This window comes from Ruegeria sp. AB8, from assembly GCF_056542605.1.
Genome location: NZ_JBQGAB010000015.1, coordinates 18722 through 35166, shown reverse-complemented (window position 1 = coordinate 35166; position 16445 = coordinate 18722). Strand labels below are relative to the sequence as shown.

Here is a 16445-nt window from a genome sequence, read left to right as displayed (position 1 = left end):
ATCCCAGTCATTGGACATCGAAATCGAAAAAGTCCGAGATTTCTTTTTGGGTAAATCCGGCGGAAATTAAGGTGTCTCTTCGACCTTTCCAAACCTTTTCAATCGCGCTGTATCCCACCGTCGTACCCATCTTTGCCATGTGTTCTTCGAGGTGGCCGCAACCGCTCCGTTTTTTGGCCGCACCTTTGGTTGAAGATTCTGTGGGCTTCCATCCCAATTGGCGACCGACCGAGATAGCCAAAACAAAAACGACATTCCTAGCAAGTGTTGGGTAGATAGTACTTGGCGGATCGGACGTTAGGAAAAAAGCAGAGATCTGTCTGATAAAATGGTTTGGAGGGTGCCTTACGAGAGATCTCGCCAGCATTCGTTTCGTAGCATCAAAAAATTCGGCGTCTAGCGTTGAGAGATATAGAACGATTCCGATTAGCCTTCCTGGCTCCAAGCCCCGGCCTTCCTCGAACAACTGATCCAAATCAGCGTCGAATGATTTTCTTTGCTTGCATGCCCAAGTCGCGATTCCAGCAAGGATTTGAAAGTTGGTTCGTGCTTCGTCTTCGTCGAGCCAACAATAGTCGCGAAGCTTGCAAAACTCGCGCAAATACAACTCTGCATTCGGCTTCATGCACGCACCAACGGCACCACCTGTCCGGTTCCGCCCCAAGCGTACTGCCCCCAAGCATCCATGAGAGCACGACGCCGCTCAAACAGATCAGATCGGGCATAAGCCCGCTCGACCTGATCCCCAAAGGTGTGATGTAGGGCGGCCTCGGCAACGGCTCGATCCACCATCGAGCTTTCGCTGCACCAATCCCTAAATGTTGATCGAAAACCGTGAGTGGTCAGCCCTTCACGCTTCATCCGGATCATCAATGCCTTGAACACCGTATCCGACATAGGTTTTGATCGGCCATTCTTGCCGCGTTGAACGCTTGGAAACACCAAATCACGGTCCAGCCCCTTGACCGCCCCCAAGACTGCCAGAGCTTTCTCACAGAGCGGCACACGATGCGGCAGGCGTCGCTTTGTGCGCTCGGCAGGAATTATCCATATCCCATTCTCGATTTCGCACCATCGGGCGCCACGCGCCTCGCCTGATCTGGCTGCAGTCAGGATGATAAATTCAAGGCACCGTGCCGATGTCCCATCGCGTTCGCCAAGGTCGGTCATAAAGTCGGGCAGATCCCGCCAAGGCAGCGATGCCATGTGTACAGGCCGCTGCTTGATAGTCGGCAAAGCCTTTGCAACACCGTTTACGGGGTTTTCGTGAGGATAGTGACCGGCACCTTTGGCCCAATCGAATACCGACGCGACCCGCTGTTTAATCCGCTTGGCCGTGTCATTTTTCTCCGCCCAGATCGGGGATAGAGCATTGAGAACATCCGCAGGCCCAACCGTTTCGATAGGACGCTCCCCAAAAACCGGGAACACATCGTTCTCCAAAGAGGCAATCCATTTTCGGGCGTGCTTTTCGTTGCTCCATGTCGGCAGTAAGTTGCCATGCACTTTCCGCGCTGCTTGCTCGAACGTCATCGCGCTACGCTTTCGAACAGAGTCTGGGTCGCCCCCCTCTCGTGCGATCTTCCGTAACTCTCGGGCTTGTTCGCGTGCCTCTAGAAGGGAGACAAGGTTGGCCGATCCCATTCCGAGCTCACGGCGTCGACCATGCACAACGGTCCGAAGTATCCAGGACTTTGCACCGGTGGGTCCAACGCGCAGATACAGCCCCTCTCCGTCGCCATACATTCCTGGCTCTTGGAGACTACTGACTTTTTTGACCGTGAGCTTGGGCATCTGGCTTCCTCAATATGTCCCAACAGTTTTGTCCCGCCAATTGTCCCGCCTCTAGCGGCGGGACAGAACTAAAACCAGTGATAGCACTTGATAACGCATGATAACGAACGTATCAATATTACAAGAGAAATTGAGAATACATGGGAATAGACGAGGATACAGTATGGTAGCCTCCTCCGCTACCACCAAACCCCCCACCTTTTTGGAACGGTTTGAAATCAAGGCACTAAGACGGCCCTTCACCTCGACCGGCACGCCGTCTTCCTAGGTCGGAGACACAACGATCTCTGAAATCAAGCCGCGCACCGCGTCAAGTGCCTTTGGGTTCGGATTGACGTCGTGTACTTGCATATAAGAGATCATTTCATCCAGTGCCGTGACATACTTGGAAGCTGTCGCCGGATTGAACTCGAACGCCTGCTCCTTCTCGTCAAAGCTGGCCAACAACTCCATGGCAACCGAAGTGCGCTCTTTGCCATCAGTGAACTTTGCCTCACCTTCGACTCCTTCAAGAATACCCATCTCGAAAAGTTCGATACGACGCGGTAGCAGCTTGTTGGCTTCTGATAACGCGCGTTCAAGTTTCTTTCTGTCTATTTTGCCTGCTGAGTTGAGTTCGCGGCCTTCTTGATTGTGGGCGGGCTTGCCGTTGCCATTCAGCGTTGACGCGTTCCACTTCGTCCCACGGGGCGGTAAGGCGTGAGCCAAAACGATATGCTAAGGCTATAAAAACAGTTAGATCTTCTTGGGGCATTGCAGGCTCTCAGAAGGGTTGGCTGACTTGGGCCTATTGAAAGTAAAAGACTGGCGCGGCTTACCGCGCTCAGTATCGTCAGGTCGCGACGTGAGAAACGTCCTTGTCCGGCGAATAAATGTCGAGGATGTTCCAATGTCCGGTAGTTGGCGTCGGGTTGTTAATCATTGGGACATCAAGGACAGTTGGTTTGCCGCTGGCAATTGCAGCTTCTAATGCGGGCAACAACTCGTCAGCAGCGCTGAGCCTGTGCCCTTCCGCGCCATAAGCTCTTGCAATGTCTGCATAACCCGGCCCGTTTGCGGGAGCTGCGGCTGATCCGGGGAACGTTGTTCCATAGGTCAGACCGTAATGCGCCTTTTGCAGACCTGCTATGGTTCCGAAGGCGTTGTTGTTCATAACCAGCCAGATAATGCCCAGATCGAGTTCGACGGCCGTTGCGAGCATCGACGGGTTTTGACCGAAGCCACCATCACCGACCAGACTGAGGACAACGCGATCAGGTGCCGCCAGTTTCGCGCCGATCGCACCCGGAGGACCGAAACCCATCGTCGCGAACCCGCCTGGGGTCAGGATTGAACCCGGCGTCAAAATGTCGAACTGTTGCCCGACACCGTTCTTGTTCCACCCAACGTCCGTGGTGATGATGGCATCCTCGGGCAGTGCCTTGCGGGTATCTGCCAGAATACGCTCGGGCATCATTGGAAAGGCCGATGAGGTCGCCATTTCCACGTTGCGCGCTTTGAAGTCCGTCCGGAAGCCAGCGATCTTCTGTTCCAGAGCGGGGCGCTTGAAACCGTCCGGATACATCTCGCGGGCGACCCGGTTGAGGACGCGCAATGCGGCCTTGGCGTCCGCGACGACTCCGATCTCGGTGGGATAGTTCCGACCGATCTCCTGCGGCTCAATGTCGATATGAATGACCTTCGATCCTGGAATGTTGAACGTGTAGCCAGGGTACCAACTTGAACAATCAGCCTCTTTGAACCGTGTTCCCACGGCAAAGATGTAGTCCGCATTCAAGCAGGACTGGTTGACCAATTCGGTGCCCCAAAACCCGGTCATTCCCAGCACAAGCGGGTGGTCGTCCCGCAACGCGCCTTTACCCATCAGGGAATGCGCGACTGGCAACCCCATGTGTTCAACGAACTCGCGTAACTCCTCACTGGCTTGTGCCAAAAGGATACCGCCACCGACATAAGCGACTGGGTTTTCGGCTTTAACCAACGCTTCGACAATCTCTCGCGCTGTCTCGTCGTCAATCGACGGTTTCTTGAGAGCGCGCGTGTTTTCGCGGATACGGTCGAAACTGTCCGAGGGGATCACCTCTGAAAAGATGTCCATGGGGACATTGACCAGTACCGGCCCGGGCTGGCCGCTTTCAGCCAGATGGAACGCCTTTTCAAGAATCTCGGCCATTAAATCTGCGCGGTCGACCCGCCAGGCGCGTTTTACGAAGGGTCGATAGATCTCCCACTGGGCGGCGTCGGCATGGAGGTTCACTTCCTGATGTGGATGTTTGCCGTAGTAGTGCGTGGGAATATCGCCCGCGATCACCACCATCGGGATACAGTCCAAGGCCGCGTTGGCGACCCCGGTGGCGCAATTGGTCAGTCCCGGGGAGAGGTGGGACAGCACCACCGAGGCCTTGCCCGTCACGCGGGCATAGGCGTCCGCCGCGTGGCTGGCGATTTGTTCGTGTCGTACGGTGACGAAATCGATGGGGCTTTCCGCCAACGCGGCCAGAACCGCTATATTCGTGTGGCCGCATAGACCGAACACGTGTTTGACCTCACGACGCTCAAGAAAATCGACGATGTGCTCAGCAACGGTTTTGCCTTCCAATTTCGCTCCGTCCATCACGCGACCTCCTGTCCGTAGAACTCACCGAACAAGTCCGGCTCCGAGGGGCGATCCTCGGGGATCGGACGGCTGACCCAAGTGTAGTTCATCATGTGTTTCATGGTGACGTTTTCGTTGGTGATGTTGCCGCCCCAGATGCCGCAGCCCAGGCTGCTGGTCATGGGCATGCCATTGGTCCAGGCACCCGCATTGGCCTTGGACTGAGGCTGTCGCACCATCATGCGGCTGACCGGAGCCAAACGCGCCAACCGGTCGATGTGATCGTCATTGTGGCTGTAGATGCCGCAGGAATGGCCTTTGCCGCCCGTGTTATAGATCTGACTGACCGTATCCAGCGCGTCATCGAATGTATCGAAGTGATAAAGCGCCATCAGAGTGGTCAGTTTTTCCTTTGAGAACTTATGCTGCGGGCCGATTTGCCCCTGATTTTCAACCATCAGAAACTTGCGATCTTCGGGGATGTTAAAACCGGCGACCTTGGCCGTTTGCTGCGGCGGACAGGCGATGGTTGGAAACGTACGGTTTCCCTTTTCATCCCACATGGCCGCTTCGAGCATGGCCTTCTCTTCATCCGAACACAGGTAGCCGCCCTCGGCTTGAAGCGCCTTGACCATATCGTCGTAGACTGAGCGCTGGATGATGATGTTGCCGTCGGCCGAGCAGCCCGACCCAAAGTCGGAGGTCTTTGAAATGCGAGTGTTCTGCGCGGCGATGTCCAGATCGGCGGTTTCATCGATGACGATGGACGAATTGCCCGCGCCGACACCATAGGCCGGGCGCCCTGAACTGTACGCTGCTTTGACCATGGGCTTGCCTCCCGTCGCCAAAGTCAGGTCGCAGATCTCCATCAGGTGTTGCGTCAATGGGATCGACGGTTTGCGAATGGACTGAAACAAGTCCTCAGGGGCACCGGCAGCACGACAAGCTGCACGCATGACTTCGACCATTTCAAAGGTGGTATGGGCGGTTCGCGGGTGCGGGCTGAAGATGACCGCATTCCGGGCGTTCGCGGCAGACACGCCGGTCACCGGTGGCGTCATCGCAGGGTTGGTCATGGGAATCAAGGATGCGATCACACCAGCAGGTTTGGCGTATTTCACGAGCCCCTTTTCTTCGTCGACTTCGACGATCCCCGTCGAGGGCGTGCGCAGAACATCACGCAGCACCATGTGAATCTTAAATCGCTTCGCAGGGCGCCCTTCGCGATCTCCGATACCGCTTTCGTCCACGCCCTGCTGGGCCAGACGCGTGAAGGTCTTCTCGTTACCAGCATACCACGCAATTGCCTGAGACAGGCGGTCCAGCCTGTCCTGATCCCAATCCTCGATCTCGGCCATAGCAGCGCGGGCGCGTGCCAGCATATCGGCCGCAATGTTGCGGTCGTTTTCAGTGAGCTCTTTGCCCATGATGATCCTCTTGGTGTTTTAGAATTGCAGCATCGGGCACACGACGCTGTGACCGCGCCTCGCCGAATGTTCGCTTGGCGTGGCTGAGACAGCGACGCGCGTGTTCTTCATATCCCAACTCGGCAACGCGGCTTTGGTTGGGTAATTCAATGGAGTAGTCGACGGGCGGCATCCGTTCGATGATGCCAGTGAAGTCAATCCAGCCTTCGCCGGGATAGAGCCGCGCATCGCGGGCCAGTTGGATCATGCCCTCTCGCGTATCGGCGATCCCGGGTAGGCAATCGGAGATATGCAGGAAGTGAAACAACTCCGAGGGGACGTGCAGAAGCTCTCCGAGATCAACGCGACTGAGGTGCAGATAAAGCGTATCGACCAGAATACCGCCATTCGGTTGATCAGAGGCGCGGACAATATCCAGAGCCTCATCCAGAGTGCGCAAGCGAGAGAAGCTTGGGAATTCCAAGTCCACTGTCAGCCCGTAGGGCGCCGCCAGTTCGCAGGTTTCAGAATAGACGTCGATCAGGAAGTCACGATCATCGCGGGTGTTTGTCCACGCGCTCATGATCATGCGTTTGGCGCCCAGCTCCCCGCCCACCTCCAACGAAGGCTCAAAACTGCGCGGATCGACATCTTCGGTGATGCGCGCAAGCTCGACATCAAGGACTTTCAAGCCTGTGGTTGAGAGAGCCGTTTTGGTGGCCTGAACCTGCGCCTTGTCGATTGGAGACTGAGTGAATTCACCGGGCACATGCATCGGAATGAACCGAGGGCTGACGGCATCGTAACCGGCCCGCGCGGCGATATAGACCAACTCGGGCGGCGTACAGCCAATCAGCGTCAGATGCGCCAAGGAATAGAGAGAGGGGCTTGCGCCAGCCTCTTCGGGTTTCACCATGAACGACAGCTCCACGTGTCTGCGAATCTTAAATTCATCACACGTAGTAAAAAATATCTGATATTTTTTAAAATATCAACTTTTAATACTGAGCAGAAAATAGAAACGCCCGAGCAATAGCCCGGGCGTGTTTAACCTTTATGCTGGCAGAGCATTAGATGGTGACCCAGTCACCTCCGGACTGGTGAGAGCGCACAGAGGCATCAATGAATCGGACACCGTCTGCGCCTTGTTCGACACTGGGGTAAGCAAGCCAATCGGCCGGAACGGTAACGCCATCCCAACGCGCGGCCACGGCCATGGCAAATTCCGTATAGAGGTTGGCCCAGGCTTCGATAATCCCTTCGGGGAAGCCACGCGCGGTACGGATCAGACGTTCCGCACCGCGGCCGATGCCGTGCCCGTGACCTCGGCTGATGATACGATCCGGCTCACCGAACCGATTGAACTTCAGGCGCTCCGAATTCTCCAGATCCCACTCGAGCCCTCCTTTGCTCCCGAAGATCCGCAACCGCAACCCACCCCGGTTTCCTGGGGCAAGGCGTGTCGCCATCAGGGTTCCCGGAACCTCGTTTTGATAGCGGGTGAACATGAACACCGTGTCTTCCAAAGGCTTGGGCGCGCCGCAGACATGAAATTCGGACCGTAGGTCGGTCAAGGGCAGGCCCGAGACAAAGCTGGCGAGATGCGCGGCATGGGTGCCGATATCGCCGACACAACTGGTCGGGCCAGAAATCTTGGGGTCCAGCCTCCACTTTACATGAGGCGCATCAGCCACATCATCGGGCGTCATCCAGTCTTGCATGAACTCGACGTGGATTTGGTTGATTTTACCGAGGCCGCCTTCCGCCACGATTTGTTTGGCCTGACGGATTACTGGAAAACACGACATCGCATAGCCGACAGCAAAGATTTGTCCCGTACGCGCGGTGATCTCCTCAAGCCCCTCGGCCTCGGCAACTTCGTTGGTCAGGGGCTTGTCGCACAGTACATCAATGCCTGCCTCCAGAAACGCTTTGGAAGCTTCAAAATGAACGTGGTTCGGGGTGGTGATCATCACGGCATCCACGCCATCCGGGCGCTCCGCTTCGGCCTGTGCCATCTCCTCGAACGATGCGTAGCACCGGTCGGCAGGCAGGAACCACTCGGCCCCGCGCGCCTTGCTGCGCTCGGCATCTGAACTGAGCGCGCCTGCGGCGACCTCCCACTGGTCGGTCATCCGCGCGGCCGTTGCCTGCGTGACAGAGATTCGTCCGCCGCCAACAACGCCCAGCCGCAAACGGCGGGACAACCGGGGGAAAGGACCGTCAAAGTTCAGGTCTTCGGGTAGAAGTCTCTCAGCCATTCTGAACCTCCATTTCCGGGGCCCGTACGCCTTCCGGCAGCATTTCCACCGCCATGAAGATGCTGGGGGTAATCGTCTCGTATTGATGCCAGGGATAATTGCCTTTGGCGTCATACATAGGCTTGTGTGTCGTGCCCGGAGCCATGAATTCTTCTAGATAAAGCGTCTCAACGTCCCGCTCTCGGCATTGCTGCATTTTACCGAAGCCAACGATTTGCGTGTGCACTTCGCGGAACCCCGGAACCGGGCAGAACGGATGATCCTTGTGCAATCCAACATTCAGTGGGACCGAGCCGGAATGGTACATGGTCAGTCCGACGTTACCCACGAAGACCTTTGGTGACATGTAGTGGCTAACGCCACGCAGACGCTCCTCTTGGCGGATATCAAAAGCGGATGGCCATGTATCTTTCACCCATGCGAACAGCTCATTGTCATCACCATGGGCGTCGAAACCGTAGACAATGACTGCGCGTTCTACGCTGTTAAGCGTGCTGTCTTGCACGATGACAGACGAAAGCGGTGCAACGTTCTGATCCACGACCGAAAGGTCTCGCTCCCCTACGTTCAGAACAATTGCGCGACCCTCGACAGATATTCTGTCTTCATCGGTGATGTGCTGGACACGAAAGAATGGCTGGGCAAAGTCGAGTGTCTCAATCGGCATGCGCCAACTCCTTCCTCTCATCGTTAAGGAAATCGACCGGCAAAGGCTCCGGAGCCGCGCAACGGCTTTCTATCGTCTGATAGGCGCCAAATTTCGGTGCCCGTTCAATCGCGTCCATGACCTCGAAAACGTGGTAGGCAAGCGCTCCACTTGCACGGGGTTGGCGTCCTTCTTGTGCCGCCAGGGCCAGATCCAAAAGGCCGAGCCCACGGCTGTCTTCATTGATCCCGTGTTTGTTTTCGACCGCCTGCCAGTCTTCGCGACCGGTTGGACGAGGCTGATGAGACCAGCGCGAGGTCTCCCGCGTTTTCAGCCAGACATCCCCTTGAAAGATATTGGCACCATGAACCGGGTCTGGGTCTGGGATGCTGATGGTGCCGTTTTCACCGTAGATCTCGAACCGCGGAGTTTCGCTGTCCCAGACGTCGAAGCTCATGGTCATCGACCCTATAGCTCCGGAGGAGAACTGCAGCAGGCTTAGGGAGTGCGTGTCGACCTCGACGTCCATCCATTCGCCGTTGCGAGGGCCGTTTTCGATCATCCTTTTGTCGAAAGTGCATCGCGCCATTCCGGCGACCCGGTCAACGGGACCAAGGCAGCAAATCATTGCGGTCAGGTAGTATGGCCCAAGGTCCAGCAAGGGCCCGCCACCGGCCTGGTAGTAGAAATCCGGGTTGGGATGGTGGCGCTCCGTCCCGTGGGTCCCGACATGGGCAAAAACCCCTGTCGGTTTGCCAATGGCACCCTCGTCGATCAAGCGCCGAACGGTCTGCCAGCGACCGCCCAGAAATGTGTCGGGTGCGCAACCGACCAGTAACCCATTTTCAGAGGCCATGTGCAGGATCGCTTTACCATCCGTTCGATTCATAACCAGCGGCTTCTCGGAATAGACGTGCTTGCCCGCCTCCAACGCGCGCAGGCTGATTTCGGCATGCGCCGCCGGAATTGTCAGATTCAGAACGCAGTCAATCGTCGGATCGTCAAACACTTCATCTGGCGTGCAGGCCTTGGCGATGCCGTATTGATCCGCCTTGGCGCGGCTTTCCGAAGGATCAAGGCTTGCGCAAGCCACGACCTCAACGTTTGAGAATTTGGATAGTGTTTTTAGATAGATATCACTGATACGACCACAGCCGATAAGGCCGACCCGGAAGGATTTCGATGTCTCACGTGTCATCATTCCTGTCTTCGTAGAGGGGTAAATAATTCGGAGGCATCGGCCCTTTGTTGCGACCGCCCTGCCCCATCTGCTCCCAGGCGTGAGCGAGTATCCCGACCGAGCGGGACAGGCAGAACAATCCGCGCGACAAGGGCGCAGGAAAGCCAAGTTCGCAGAAGATCACGGCTGTCGCGCCGTCGATATTCATGGCAATTGGCCGACCGCCGCGTTGACGACCGAGTTCGGCCTGAACCTCTTCTCCGATATCGGCAAACCGGCCAGAAACTGTGCCTTCTGCCGCCGCATCACGAACAAGTTGCATCAATCGTGGTGCGCGTGGATCGACAGGCTTGTGAAACCTGTGACCAAAGCCCGATACGATCTTGCCGTAGGTCTCGCGCCAATTGCCCAAGCCATCCCGAACAGCGTCATTCAGCGAAGCTCCCGCATCCATGCGGACTGCGGTATCATTGTACAGCTCTGCACACTGCTCTCCTGCCCCGCCGTGCACGTCGCCCAGCATGTTCACCGCAGTCGCCATCGCATTATTGAGACCTACCCCGCAGGTGGCAGCCATACGCGCAGCCGCGATTGAGGGAGCCTGTGGGCCGTGATCCACGCCTGCGACCAAAGCAGCTTCGAAAAGGCGCGCTTGCGCGTCGCTGGGCAAGTCGCCCCGCACCATCAGCCAGATCATCTGCGGGAAAGATACGTTCCCGATCAGGTCCTCTATTGCGTTGCCGCGAAACGCGATCTGGCCGGGCTTCATGTCGATGATAGATGTGCGCCACCATTGGCGGATAGCTTGCTCGTCGTTTGTCATACCGTTGCACCTCTAAACTCGCGCATGCGCTGCTGACGAAGTGAATCGAAAACGTTTTGAAGACGACTGATTGAGGCGGTGCAGCCGGTGAAGATTTCAAAAGACGCTGCAGCCTGATGAACTGCCATTCCAGCCCCATTCATCACTTTTAACCCGATTGTGCGGGCGCTGCTCAGAAGATGTGTCTCGAGCGGGAAATATACGATATCTGCCACCCAAGCACCCGGCCGCAACAATGATGGATCAATTACCGACCCGGGGTACTTGTCCATCCCCAGCGGTGTTGCGTTGACCACTCCGTCCACAAATTTGACCCGATCCAACGAAATCGAGGGGGAACCCTGAAGCCTTGCATAAGGGCGCAAGACCTTTAGTCGACTGACCAGCGCCTGCGCTCGGTGGAAGTCAGGATCGATGATCTCCAGATCTCGAACACCTGAATCAAGCAAAGCCAAAGAGACTGCACTGCCCGCGCCACCAGCACCAAACATGAGAACCGTTTCAGTCTTCGATGATCCCAAAAAATCTCCGAAGGCACTGTGGAAACCTATGTAGTCGGTGTTGTGGCCAACCATTCGGTCGTCACAAAAAACCACCGCGTTGACAGCTTGAAGCTCCTCAGCAGTCTTGGAAAGCTCATCAAGATGATCAATGACCGATGCTTTGTAGGGGTGTGTCACGTTGACCGCCGCACAGCCTAATTCAACGGAATAGCGCAGTAAATCAGCGACCGACATTCCACGAAATGGCTCTTTTACAGTGTCGATCCTACCGTAGCTCAGATCGATACCCTGCGCCCGGCCCTCCGCCTCGTGCATCTCAGGCGTCATGGAGCCAGAAATCCCTTGTCCGATTAGTGCGGCCTTCATATTAGGTTGTTCCTTCCGCCACGTGGTGTCGCGTTTGAGCCGCTAATCGAAACGCAGCGTTACGCGCGCCATAGCCGGCGTAACCAGTTCGGCGCTCAACAATTTCAAAGAAAAAGCCGTTAAAGATAGGACGACTGTAGATCTGAAAATACTCGGCACCCGCCGCCTGATCGTAGAGTATGTTATCCCTGCGCATTTGGGCGATCAGGTCTTCACTTAACCCGAATGTCGCTTGCAGATCAGCGTAGTAGTTTTCTGGGATGGACAGGCTGGGAAAACCGGACTTCCGCAATTGGGCTGAGGTTTCAAATATGTCGTCCGACTGGAAGGCGACGTGCTGAACACCGGCACCAAAACCGTCTTCAAGGAATGAAGCCGCCAGTGTTCGACGCCCAACTGCACCATTCAGGTTTAAACGCACTTCGCCTTCGGGGCTTTCGATGGCTTGGCTTTGCACAACACCCAACGGGTCGGCAACGTTCACGATCGGGGCTTTTGCCATCTCAAAAGTCGAAATGTAATAGAGCAGCCAGCTTTGCATCTCATCGTTACGCATCGTCTGTGCCAGATGGTCGATGCGGCGCAGACCGGCAGGCTGGGTCGCTTTGGTTTTCGCAACAGGCTCGAACTCGATATCCCACACCCGATGCAGATCGGATTTCTCATCGATAAAATGAACGACGTTGCCACCGACGCCCCTAATGGCCGGAATATCCAGTTCCCCTGTTCCCACCGGCTGTGAGAAATTCGGCGCGCCCAACGCGGTCGCCCGCTGAACAGTCTTATCCGCATCTTTGACACGCAACCCCATGTCACAAACCGAGGGGCCGTGACCCAGGAACGCCGAATGGGCAAAACCTTCCTTTTCGGTATTCACAACGATGTTTATCGCGCCCTGCCGCCACAACTCGACGGACTTGCTCACATGCTTTCGCTCCATTCGAAAACACATTGCTGACAGCATATCTGCCAGCTGCGCGCCGCTTGTTTCGTCGGCTGTAAATTCAACGAACTCAAAGCCTGACGCATAGACGCGTTCAGGCAAGTCCGGGATGCCGAAATCGGTTCCCGGCTCGGTCCGGGAAACCTCATCTAACAGGTTCACCAGCGACCTGTAGCTGTCTCGGGCCAGTGTTCGGCCACCGGGTTGAGGAGCTGCTTCGTTGACGCGTGCAACCGACCAAGGCCCTTTGTATCCGGCGCGGGACAACACGCGAACGAAGCCCGCAAGGTTCAACGACCCAAGCCCCGGCAGAAGCCCAAAGTGCCGCTTGAGCCGACGTATATCCATCTCAAGCCGGGGTGCATCGGACAGTTGCACATGGAACAGCCGCTCTCCGGGAATGTCCCGAAGGCGGGCTGGTTTGGATCCGTCGGCAAGCGAGAAGAAGGAATTCAAAGCCAACCCCAGATTAGGGCTGTCGACAGCATCAACGACGCCTAACGCCTGTTCATCCGAGTGAATAAGATCCGACCATGGCAAGCCCATATAGGCCAGACGCATCCCCATTTCTTTAGCGATTTGGGCCGCCTCGCCAAGATCTGCGATTACCTGTTCTTCGGTCGCAGCGACATCGACCTCGAAGGCAGACCCGATAAGCAGCAATTCCGTTCCCAGCTCGCTCATCAGGTCGAGTTTGCGCTTCAGTCGATCAAAGGCGCGCTCCCGTCCACCGCCGGACTGGCCTTCAAGGTTATGGAAGGGCTGCAGCAGGCAAATCTTAAGGCCGAGATCTGATGCAATGTTCCGAATTTGCGATGGCGGTCCGTCAAAAGCGGTCAAATCCGGTTCGTGTAACTCGACACCTCCGAACCCCGCGTCGGCGATTGCACTCAGTTTTTCGGCCAGATCACCGGGGATCGACGTTGTCGAAACCGAGAGGCACATTATCCCTGATATCCAAACATACGCGGCAACCACAGGACCAGATCCGGCATCAGCATCATGATCACCAGGGCGAAGATGAGAACCGCGAGGAAGGCCCAGATTTCCGAGATGATTTCGCGCAGCGGAATGTCCGTCACGGCGTTGATAACGAAGAGCAGAATGCCATAGGGCGGCGTGATCAGACCGATCATCGAGTTCACGACGACCAGCACTCCGAAATGCACCAGATCAATCCCAAGCGCTTCGCAGGTTGGAATGAAGAGGGGCACGATAACAAGAATGATCGTTGTCGCGTCTAAAACGCATCCCAGCGCGAGGATCAGCAGGTTTACGAGGATCAGGAATACAATCGGGCTAACATCCGAACCCTCCAGCAGTGCCGAGATCGACTGTGGAATCTGTTCCTGAATGACGATGAAGTTCAGAATGAACGCACCCCCAATGACCACCCCGACGGCGGCGGAGGAGCGCGCGCTGTCGACGAACACTTGATAAAGGCCACGGAAGGTCAGCGCGCGGTAGAACAACGCTGCCAGTAGCAGAGCGTAGAATGCAGCAACTGCGGCGGCTTCGGTCGGAGTGGTGACGCCGCCATATATACCGTACAGCAGGATCGCGGGCATCAGCAGTGCCGGGAACGCGTTGGCGGTTTTAGCCGGCAACTCGCGCAGAGGAACAGGTTCTTCCAATGCAAAGTTCCGCTTTCCAGCCAGATAGTAGTTCATCGCCATGAGGACGACGCCCATGATCAGGCCCGGCAGAATCCCTGCCAAGAACAAAGACCCAATAGAGGCCTTGGAAACGAGCGCGTACAAAACCATCGGGATCGAGGGCGGAATAATAGGGCCAATCGTCGCCGACGCTGCCGTGATTGCGGCTGCGTAACCACGGCTGTAGCGGCCATCCTTGGTCATCATCTCAATGATGATCTTGCCGATCCCGGCAGCATCCGCGACGGCAGAGCCGGACATGCCGGAGAAAATCAACGACGCAACCACGTTGACGTGCCCAAGGCCGCCCTTGAACCGACCGACCGCAGCGACGCAGAAGTTCAGCAAGCGGTCTGTGATCGACCCCGCGTTCATGATATTCGCGGCGACGATGAACAAAGGCACGGCAAGCAGAATCGTGCTTTTGTAGAAGCCCTGCAGGATCTTCTCGCCTGCGAGTGCGACGTCCAATCCGGCCGTGCCCAGGTACACTAATGAGGCCAATAGGATGGAATAGCCAATAGGTGTCCCGATGCCTGCCAGAAGAAAGAGAGCGAGCAGGCAGGAAAGAAGTTCAAAACTCATTTCTTAACTTCCTCGTCCTCTTCGACGTCGACACGTGGATGGTCGTCAACCACGTTGTACCCAACAACCAGTTCCAACTCTGTCTTTGGGGGGCCATTGCGCATGACGTCGAAGAATAGCCACGCGTAGCGCGCTGCGACGACCAGCATGAATACCGCGTAAATCGAGAATACTGTGCGCAAAGGTATCTTCTCGCCGGAGAACGGATTGCGGACAGTCGATGTCTTGCGGATCTTCATCCAATCGATGTAGTCCCACGTCGGAAGGAAGCTGTAGAGCATACCGACCACGATCGCTGCGGCCGCCAGCATCGCAAAGACCTGCCGCACGCGCATCGGCACAGAAAGGTAGATGATATCGAACTTCACGTGATCTCTCTCGCGCACGATGAAAGCGCAACTGAAGAAGATCACCCAGACCCACAGAATGCCGATGAGTTCAAGCGTCCATCCGGCGGGGGTAAAGAAGTACCGCAGAAGAATTTGTAGAAGGAAGATTAGAAAGATTGCCGCCAGCATCCCGCCGGCAATCGCTTCGGTCAGTCGGGAGAACCCCTTCATAAAGGCTTTCATATGGTTCTCCCCCCTTGTCTTGCTGGGCTCAGTTGCCCAGAGCGTTGATCTGATCCAGAACGCCCTCAGGCCACGAGCCAGCGAACTCGCTGTCCAGATACATAGACTGTACCTGATCGCGGAACGCCGCGAGATCGGGTTCATAGATCGCCATGCCTTGCTCTTTCAGGAAGCTGACAAGGTCCTCTTCTTTCTGAAGCTGTTTCTGGCGACCGGATTCAGCCGCTGCATCCGCAGCTTCCTGAACCTTGGCCTGCTGCTCGGGTGTCAATCCATCCCAAACTTCTTTGCCGATGGCGATATAGTTCAAGTCAACCAAGTGCGATGTCAGGATGATCTGATTGGTCACTTCGTAGAATTTGGCATCAACCACGGTCGGCAACGGGTTGTCCTGACCGTCAACGGCACCAGTCGACAGAGCTGTGTAAACTTCTGAGAACGCCATTGGTGTCGGGGCGGCACCCAGCGCTTTGCCAAGGAACTGCCACGCATCTGTGCCCGGCATCCGCAGGTTCACACCCTCCAGATCAGCCGGAGTGCTGACGGTCAGTTCATCCTTGGGTTGGCGCAGGTTCACCTGACGACGGCCCAAATACATGACCGACAGTAGTTTGACGCCCAGTTCTTCTTCGGCCTTTTGCTTGAAGGCATCCATTAAGGGATCGTTGAAGACAGCCACCTGATGCGCGGCGTCCTGGTGGACATAGCCTGCTGTAAAGATCGAAAACTCGGGGAAGAACTGCGCCAGCTCCTGCGCCGAGGTGATCGACATCTCCAGATTGCCGCGACTGATAGCGTCCAGCTCAGTGCCTTGCGCGAAGATCGTGCCGTTGTAGCTGGGTTCATAACTTGCGAAATCGGCGACCATGGGCGCGAAAACCTCGGCCATGGCGACCGAGCGCTGATCAGTCTCCGATCCTGATGTTGCGAGGCGAAGTTGCACTTTGTCTTCTGCCAGCGCACCGCCTGTTGCGCTGAACATAACACCGGTTGCGACCAGGGCTGATACAGCAGCCCGGCGGGTAAGTTTGGTAATCACTTTGCTCCTCCCTGAGACATCATGATGCTTCTTTTTTGCGATTCAGAGTTTTGACCTATTTTGGACATTTTGCAAG

The 16445-nt window shown here is 56.2% G+C and carries 15 protein-coding genes; all 15 read right to left on the bottom strand.

Annotation, left to right across the window (positions count from 1 at the left end; genetic code table 11):
- Positions 1-7: 7 nt before the first annotated feature.
- The 15 genes from ACR0CG_RS15795 to dctP all read right to left on the bottom strand — a co-directional run bounded on the left by ACR0CG_RS15795 (position 8) and on the right by dctP (position 16369).
- The gene (locus ACR0CG_RS15795; RefSeq protein ID WP_480526143.1) at positions 8-625 is read right to left on the bottom strand and encodes a hypothetical protein; all 618 of its coding nucleotides are present in this window, start codon (positions 623-625) and stop codon (positions 8-10) included.
- Positions 622-1794, bottom strand: a complete 1173-nt coding sequence (locus ACR0CG_RS15790; RefSeq protein ID WP_480526141.1) for a tyrosine-type recombinase/integrase — start codon at positions 1792-1794, stop codon at positions 622-624. Before ACR0CG_RS15790 ends, ACR0CG_RS15795 begins: the two co-directional genes overlap by 4 nt.
- Positions 1795-2058: 264 nt before the next feature.
- Positions 2059-2502 carry a hypothetical protein gene (locus ACR0CG_RS15785; RefSeq protein WP_480526139.1) on the bottom strand — a complete coding sequence of 148 codons (444 nt, stop codon included), beginning with the start codon at positions 2500-2502 and terminating at the stop codon, positions 2059-2061.
- 124 nt (positions 2503-2626) lie between these two features.
- Positions 2627-4408, bottom strand: coding sequence for a thiamine pyrophosphate-binding protein (locus tag ACR0CG_RS15780; RefSeq protein ID WP_480526137.1), 1782 nt, complete (start codon positions 4406-4408; stop codon positions 2627-2629).
- Positions 4408-5817, bottom strand: coding sequence for an aldehyde dehydrogenase family protein (locus ACR0CG_RS15775; protein ID WP_480526135.1), 1410 nt, complete (start codon positions 5815-5817; stop codon positions 4408-4410). The genes ACR0CG_RS15780 and ACR0CG_RS15775 overlap by 1 nt, the downstream gene beginning before the upstream one ends.
- Positions 5798-6712 carry a sugar phosphate isomerase/epimerase family protein gene (locus ACR0CG_RS15770; RefSeq protein ID WP_480526133.1) on the bottom strand — a complete coding sequence of 305 codons (915 nt, stop codon included), beginning with the start codon at positions 6710-6712 and terminating at the stop codon, positions 5798-5800. The genes ACR0CG_RS15775 and ACR0CG_RS15770 overlap by 20 nt, the downstream gene beginning before the upstream one ends.
- Before the next feature lie 154 nt (positions 6713-6866).
- Positions 6867-8057 (bottom strand): Gfo/Idh/MocA family protein, encoded by a 1191-nt coding sequence (locus ACR0CG_RS15765; RefSeq protein WP_480526131.1) that lies wholly within the window; start codon positions 8055-8057, stop codon positions 6867-6869.
- Positions 8050-8724, bottom strand: coding sequence for a hypothetical protein (locus tag ACR0CG_RS15760; RefSeq protein ID WP_480526130.1), 675 nt, complete (start codon positions 8722-8724; stop codon positions 8050-8052). The genes ACR0CG_RS15765 and ACR0CG_RS15760 overlap by 8 nt, the downstream gene beginning before the upstream one ends.
- Positions 8714-9904, bottom strand: coding sequence for a Gfo/Idh/MocA family protein (locus ACR0CG_RS15755; protein WP_480526128.1), 1191 nt, complete (start codon positions 9902-9904; stop codon positions 8714-8716). The genes ACR0CG_RS15760 and ACR0CG_RS15755 overlap by 11 nt, the downstream gene beginning before the upstream one ends.
- Entirely contained in the window at positions 9891-10706 is an 816-nt protein-coding gene (locus ACR0CG_RS15750; RefSeq protein ID WP_480526126.1) for a citryl-CoA lyase, read from the bottom strand. The genes ACR0CG_RS15755 and ACR0CG_RS15750 overlap by 14 nt, the downstream gene beginning before the upstream one ends.
- A complete protein-coding gene (locus ACR0CG_RS15745) occupies positions 10703-11575 on the bottom strand; it encodes a shikimate dehydrogenase (RefSeq protein ID WP_480526125.1) in 873 nt (290 codons plus the stop codon). The genes ACR0CG_RS15750 and ACR0CG_RS15745 overlap by 4 nt, the downstream gene beginning before the upstream one ends.
- Position 11576: 1 nt before the next feature.
- Positions 11577-13463, bottom strand: a complete 1887-nt coding sequence (locus ACR0CG_RS15740; RefSeq protein WP_480526123.1) for a bifunctional sugar phosphate isomerase/epimerase/4-hydroxyphenylpyruvate dioxygenase family protein — start codon at positions 13461-13463, stop codon at positions 11577-11579.
- Complete coding sequence (locus tag ACR0CG_RS15735; RefSeq protein WP_170328647.1) at positions 13463-14758, bottom strand: TRAP transporter large permease; 1296 nt, start codon at positions 14756-14758, stop codon at positions 13463-13465. Before ACR0CG_RS15735 ends, ACR0CG_RS15740 begins: the two co-directional genes overlap by 1 nt.
- Complete coding sequence (locus ACR0CG_RS15730) at positions 14755-15330, bottom strand: TRAP transporter small permease (RefSeq protein ID WP_170429693.1); 576 nt, start codon at positions 15328-15330, stop codon at positions 14755-14757. The genes ACR0CG_RS15735 and ACR0CG_RS15730 overlap by 4 nt, the downstream gene beginning before the upstream one ends.
- A gap of 28 nt (positions 15331-15358) precedes the next feature.
- Positions 15359-16369 carry a TRAP transporter substrate-binding protein DctP gene (gene dctP / locus ACR0CG_RS15725; protein WP_480526121.1) on the bottom strand — a complete coding sequence of 337 codons (1011 nt, stop codon included), beginning with the start codon at positions 16367-16369 and terminating at the stop codon, positions 15359-15361.
- Positions 16370-16445: the final 76 nt, after the last annotated feature.

Coding starts and splice junctions, on each gene's coding strand:
- ACR0CG_RS15735 (WP_170328647.1), bottom strand. CDS start 14,758: ATGAGTTTTGAACTTCTTTCCTGCCTGCTCGCTCTCTTTCTTCTGGCA.
- ACR0CG_RS15745 (WP_480526125.1), bottom strand. CDS start 11,575: ATGAAGGCCGCACTAATCGGACAAGGGATTTCTGGCTCCATGACGCCT.
- ACR0CG_RS15780 (WP_480526137.1), bottom strand. CDS start 4,408: ATGGACGGAGCGAAATTGGAAGGCAAAACCGTTGCTGAGCACATCGTC.
- ACR0CG_RS15755 (WP_480526128.1), bottom strand. CDS start 9,904: ATGATGACACGTGAGACATCGAAATCCTTCCGGGTCGGCCTTATCGGC.
- ACR0CG_RS15765 (WP_480526131.1), bottom strand. CDS start 8,057: ATGGCTGAGAGACTTCTACCCGAAGACCTGAACTTTGACGGTCCTTTC.
- ACR0CG_RS15770 (WP_480526133.1), bottom strand. CDS start 6,712: ATGGTGAAACCCGAAGAGGCTGGCGCAAGCCCCTCTCTCTATTCCTTG.
- ACR0CG_RS15760 (WP_480526130.1), bottom strand. CDS start 8,724: ATGCCGATTGAGACACTCGACTTTGCCCAGCCATTCTTTCGTGTCCAG.
- ACR0CG_RS15740 (WP_480526123.1), bottom strand. CDS start 13,463: ATGTGCCTCTCGGTTTCGACAACGTCGATCCCCGGTGATCTGGCCGAA.
- ACR0CG_RS15795 (WP_480526143.1), bottom strand. CDS start 625: ATGAAGCCGAATGCAGAGTTGTATTTGCGCGAGTTTTGCAAGCTTCGC.
- ACR0CG_RS15730 (WP_170429693.1), bottom strand. CDS start 15,330: ATGAAAGCCTTTATGAAGGGGTTCTCCCGACTGACCGAAGCGATTGCC.
- ACR0CG_RS15750 (WP_480526126.1), bottom strand. CDS start 10,706: ATGACAAACGACGAGCAAGCTATCCGCCAATGGTGGCGCACATCTATC.
- ACR0CG_RS15775 (WP_480526135.1), bottom strand. CDS start 5,817: ATGGGCAAAGAGCTCACTGAAAACGACCGCAACATTGCGGCCGATATG.
- ACR0CG_RS15790 (WP_480526141.1), bottom strand. CDS start 1,794: ATGCCCAAGCTCACGGTCAAAAAAGTCAGTAGTCTCCAAGAGCCAGGA.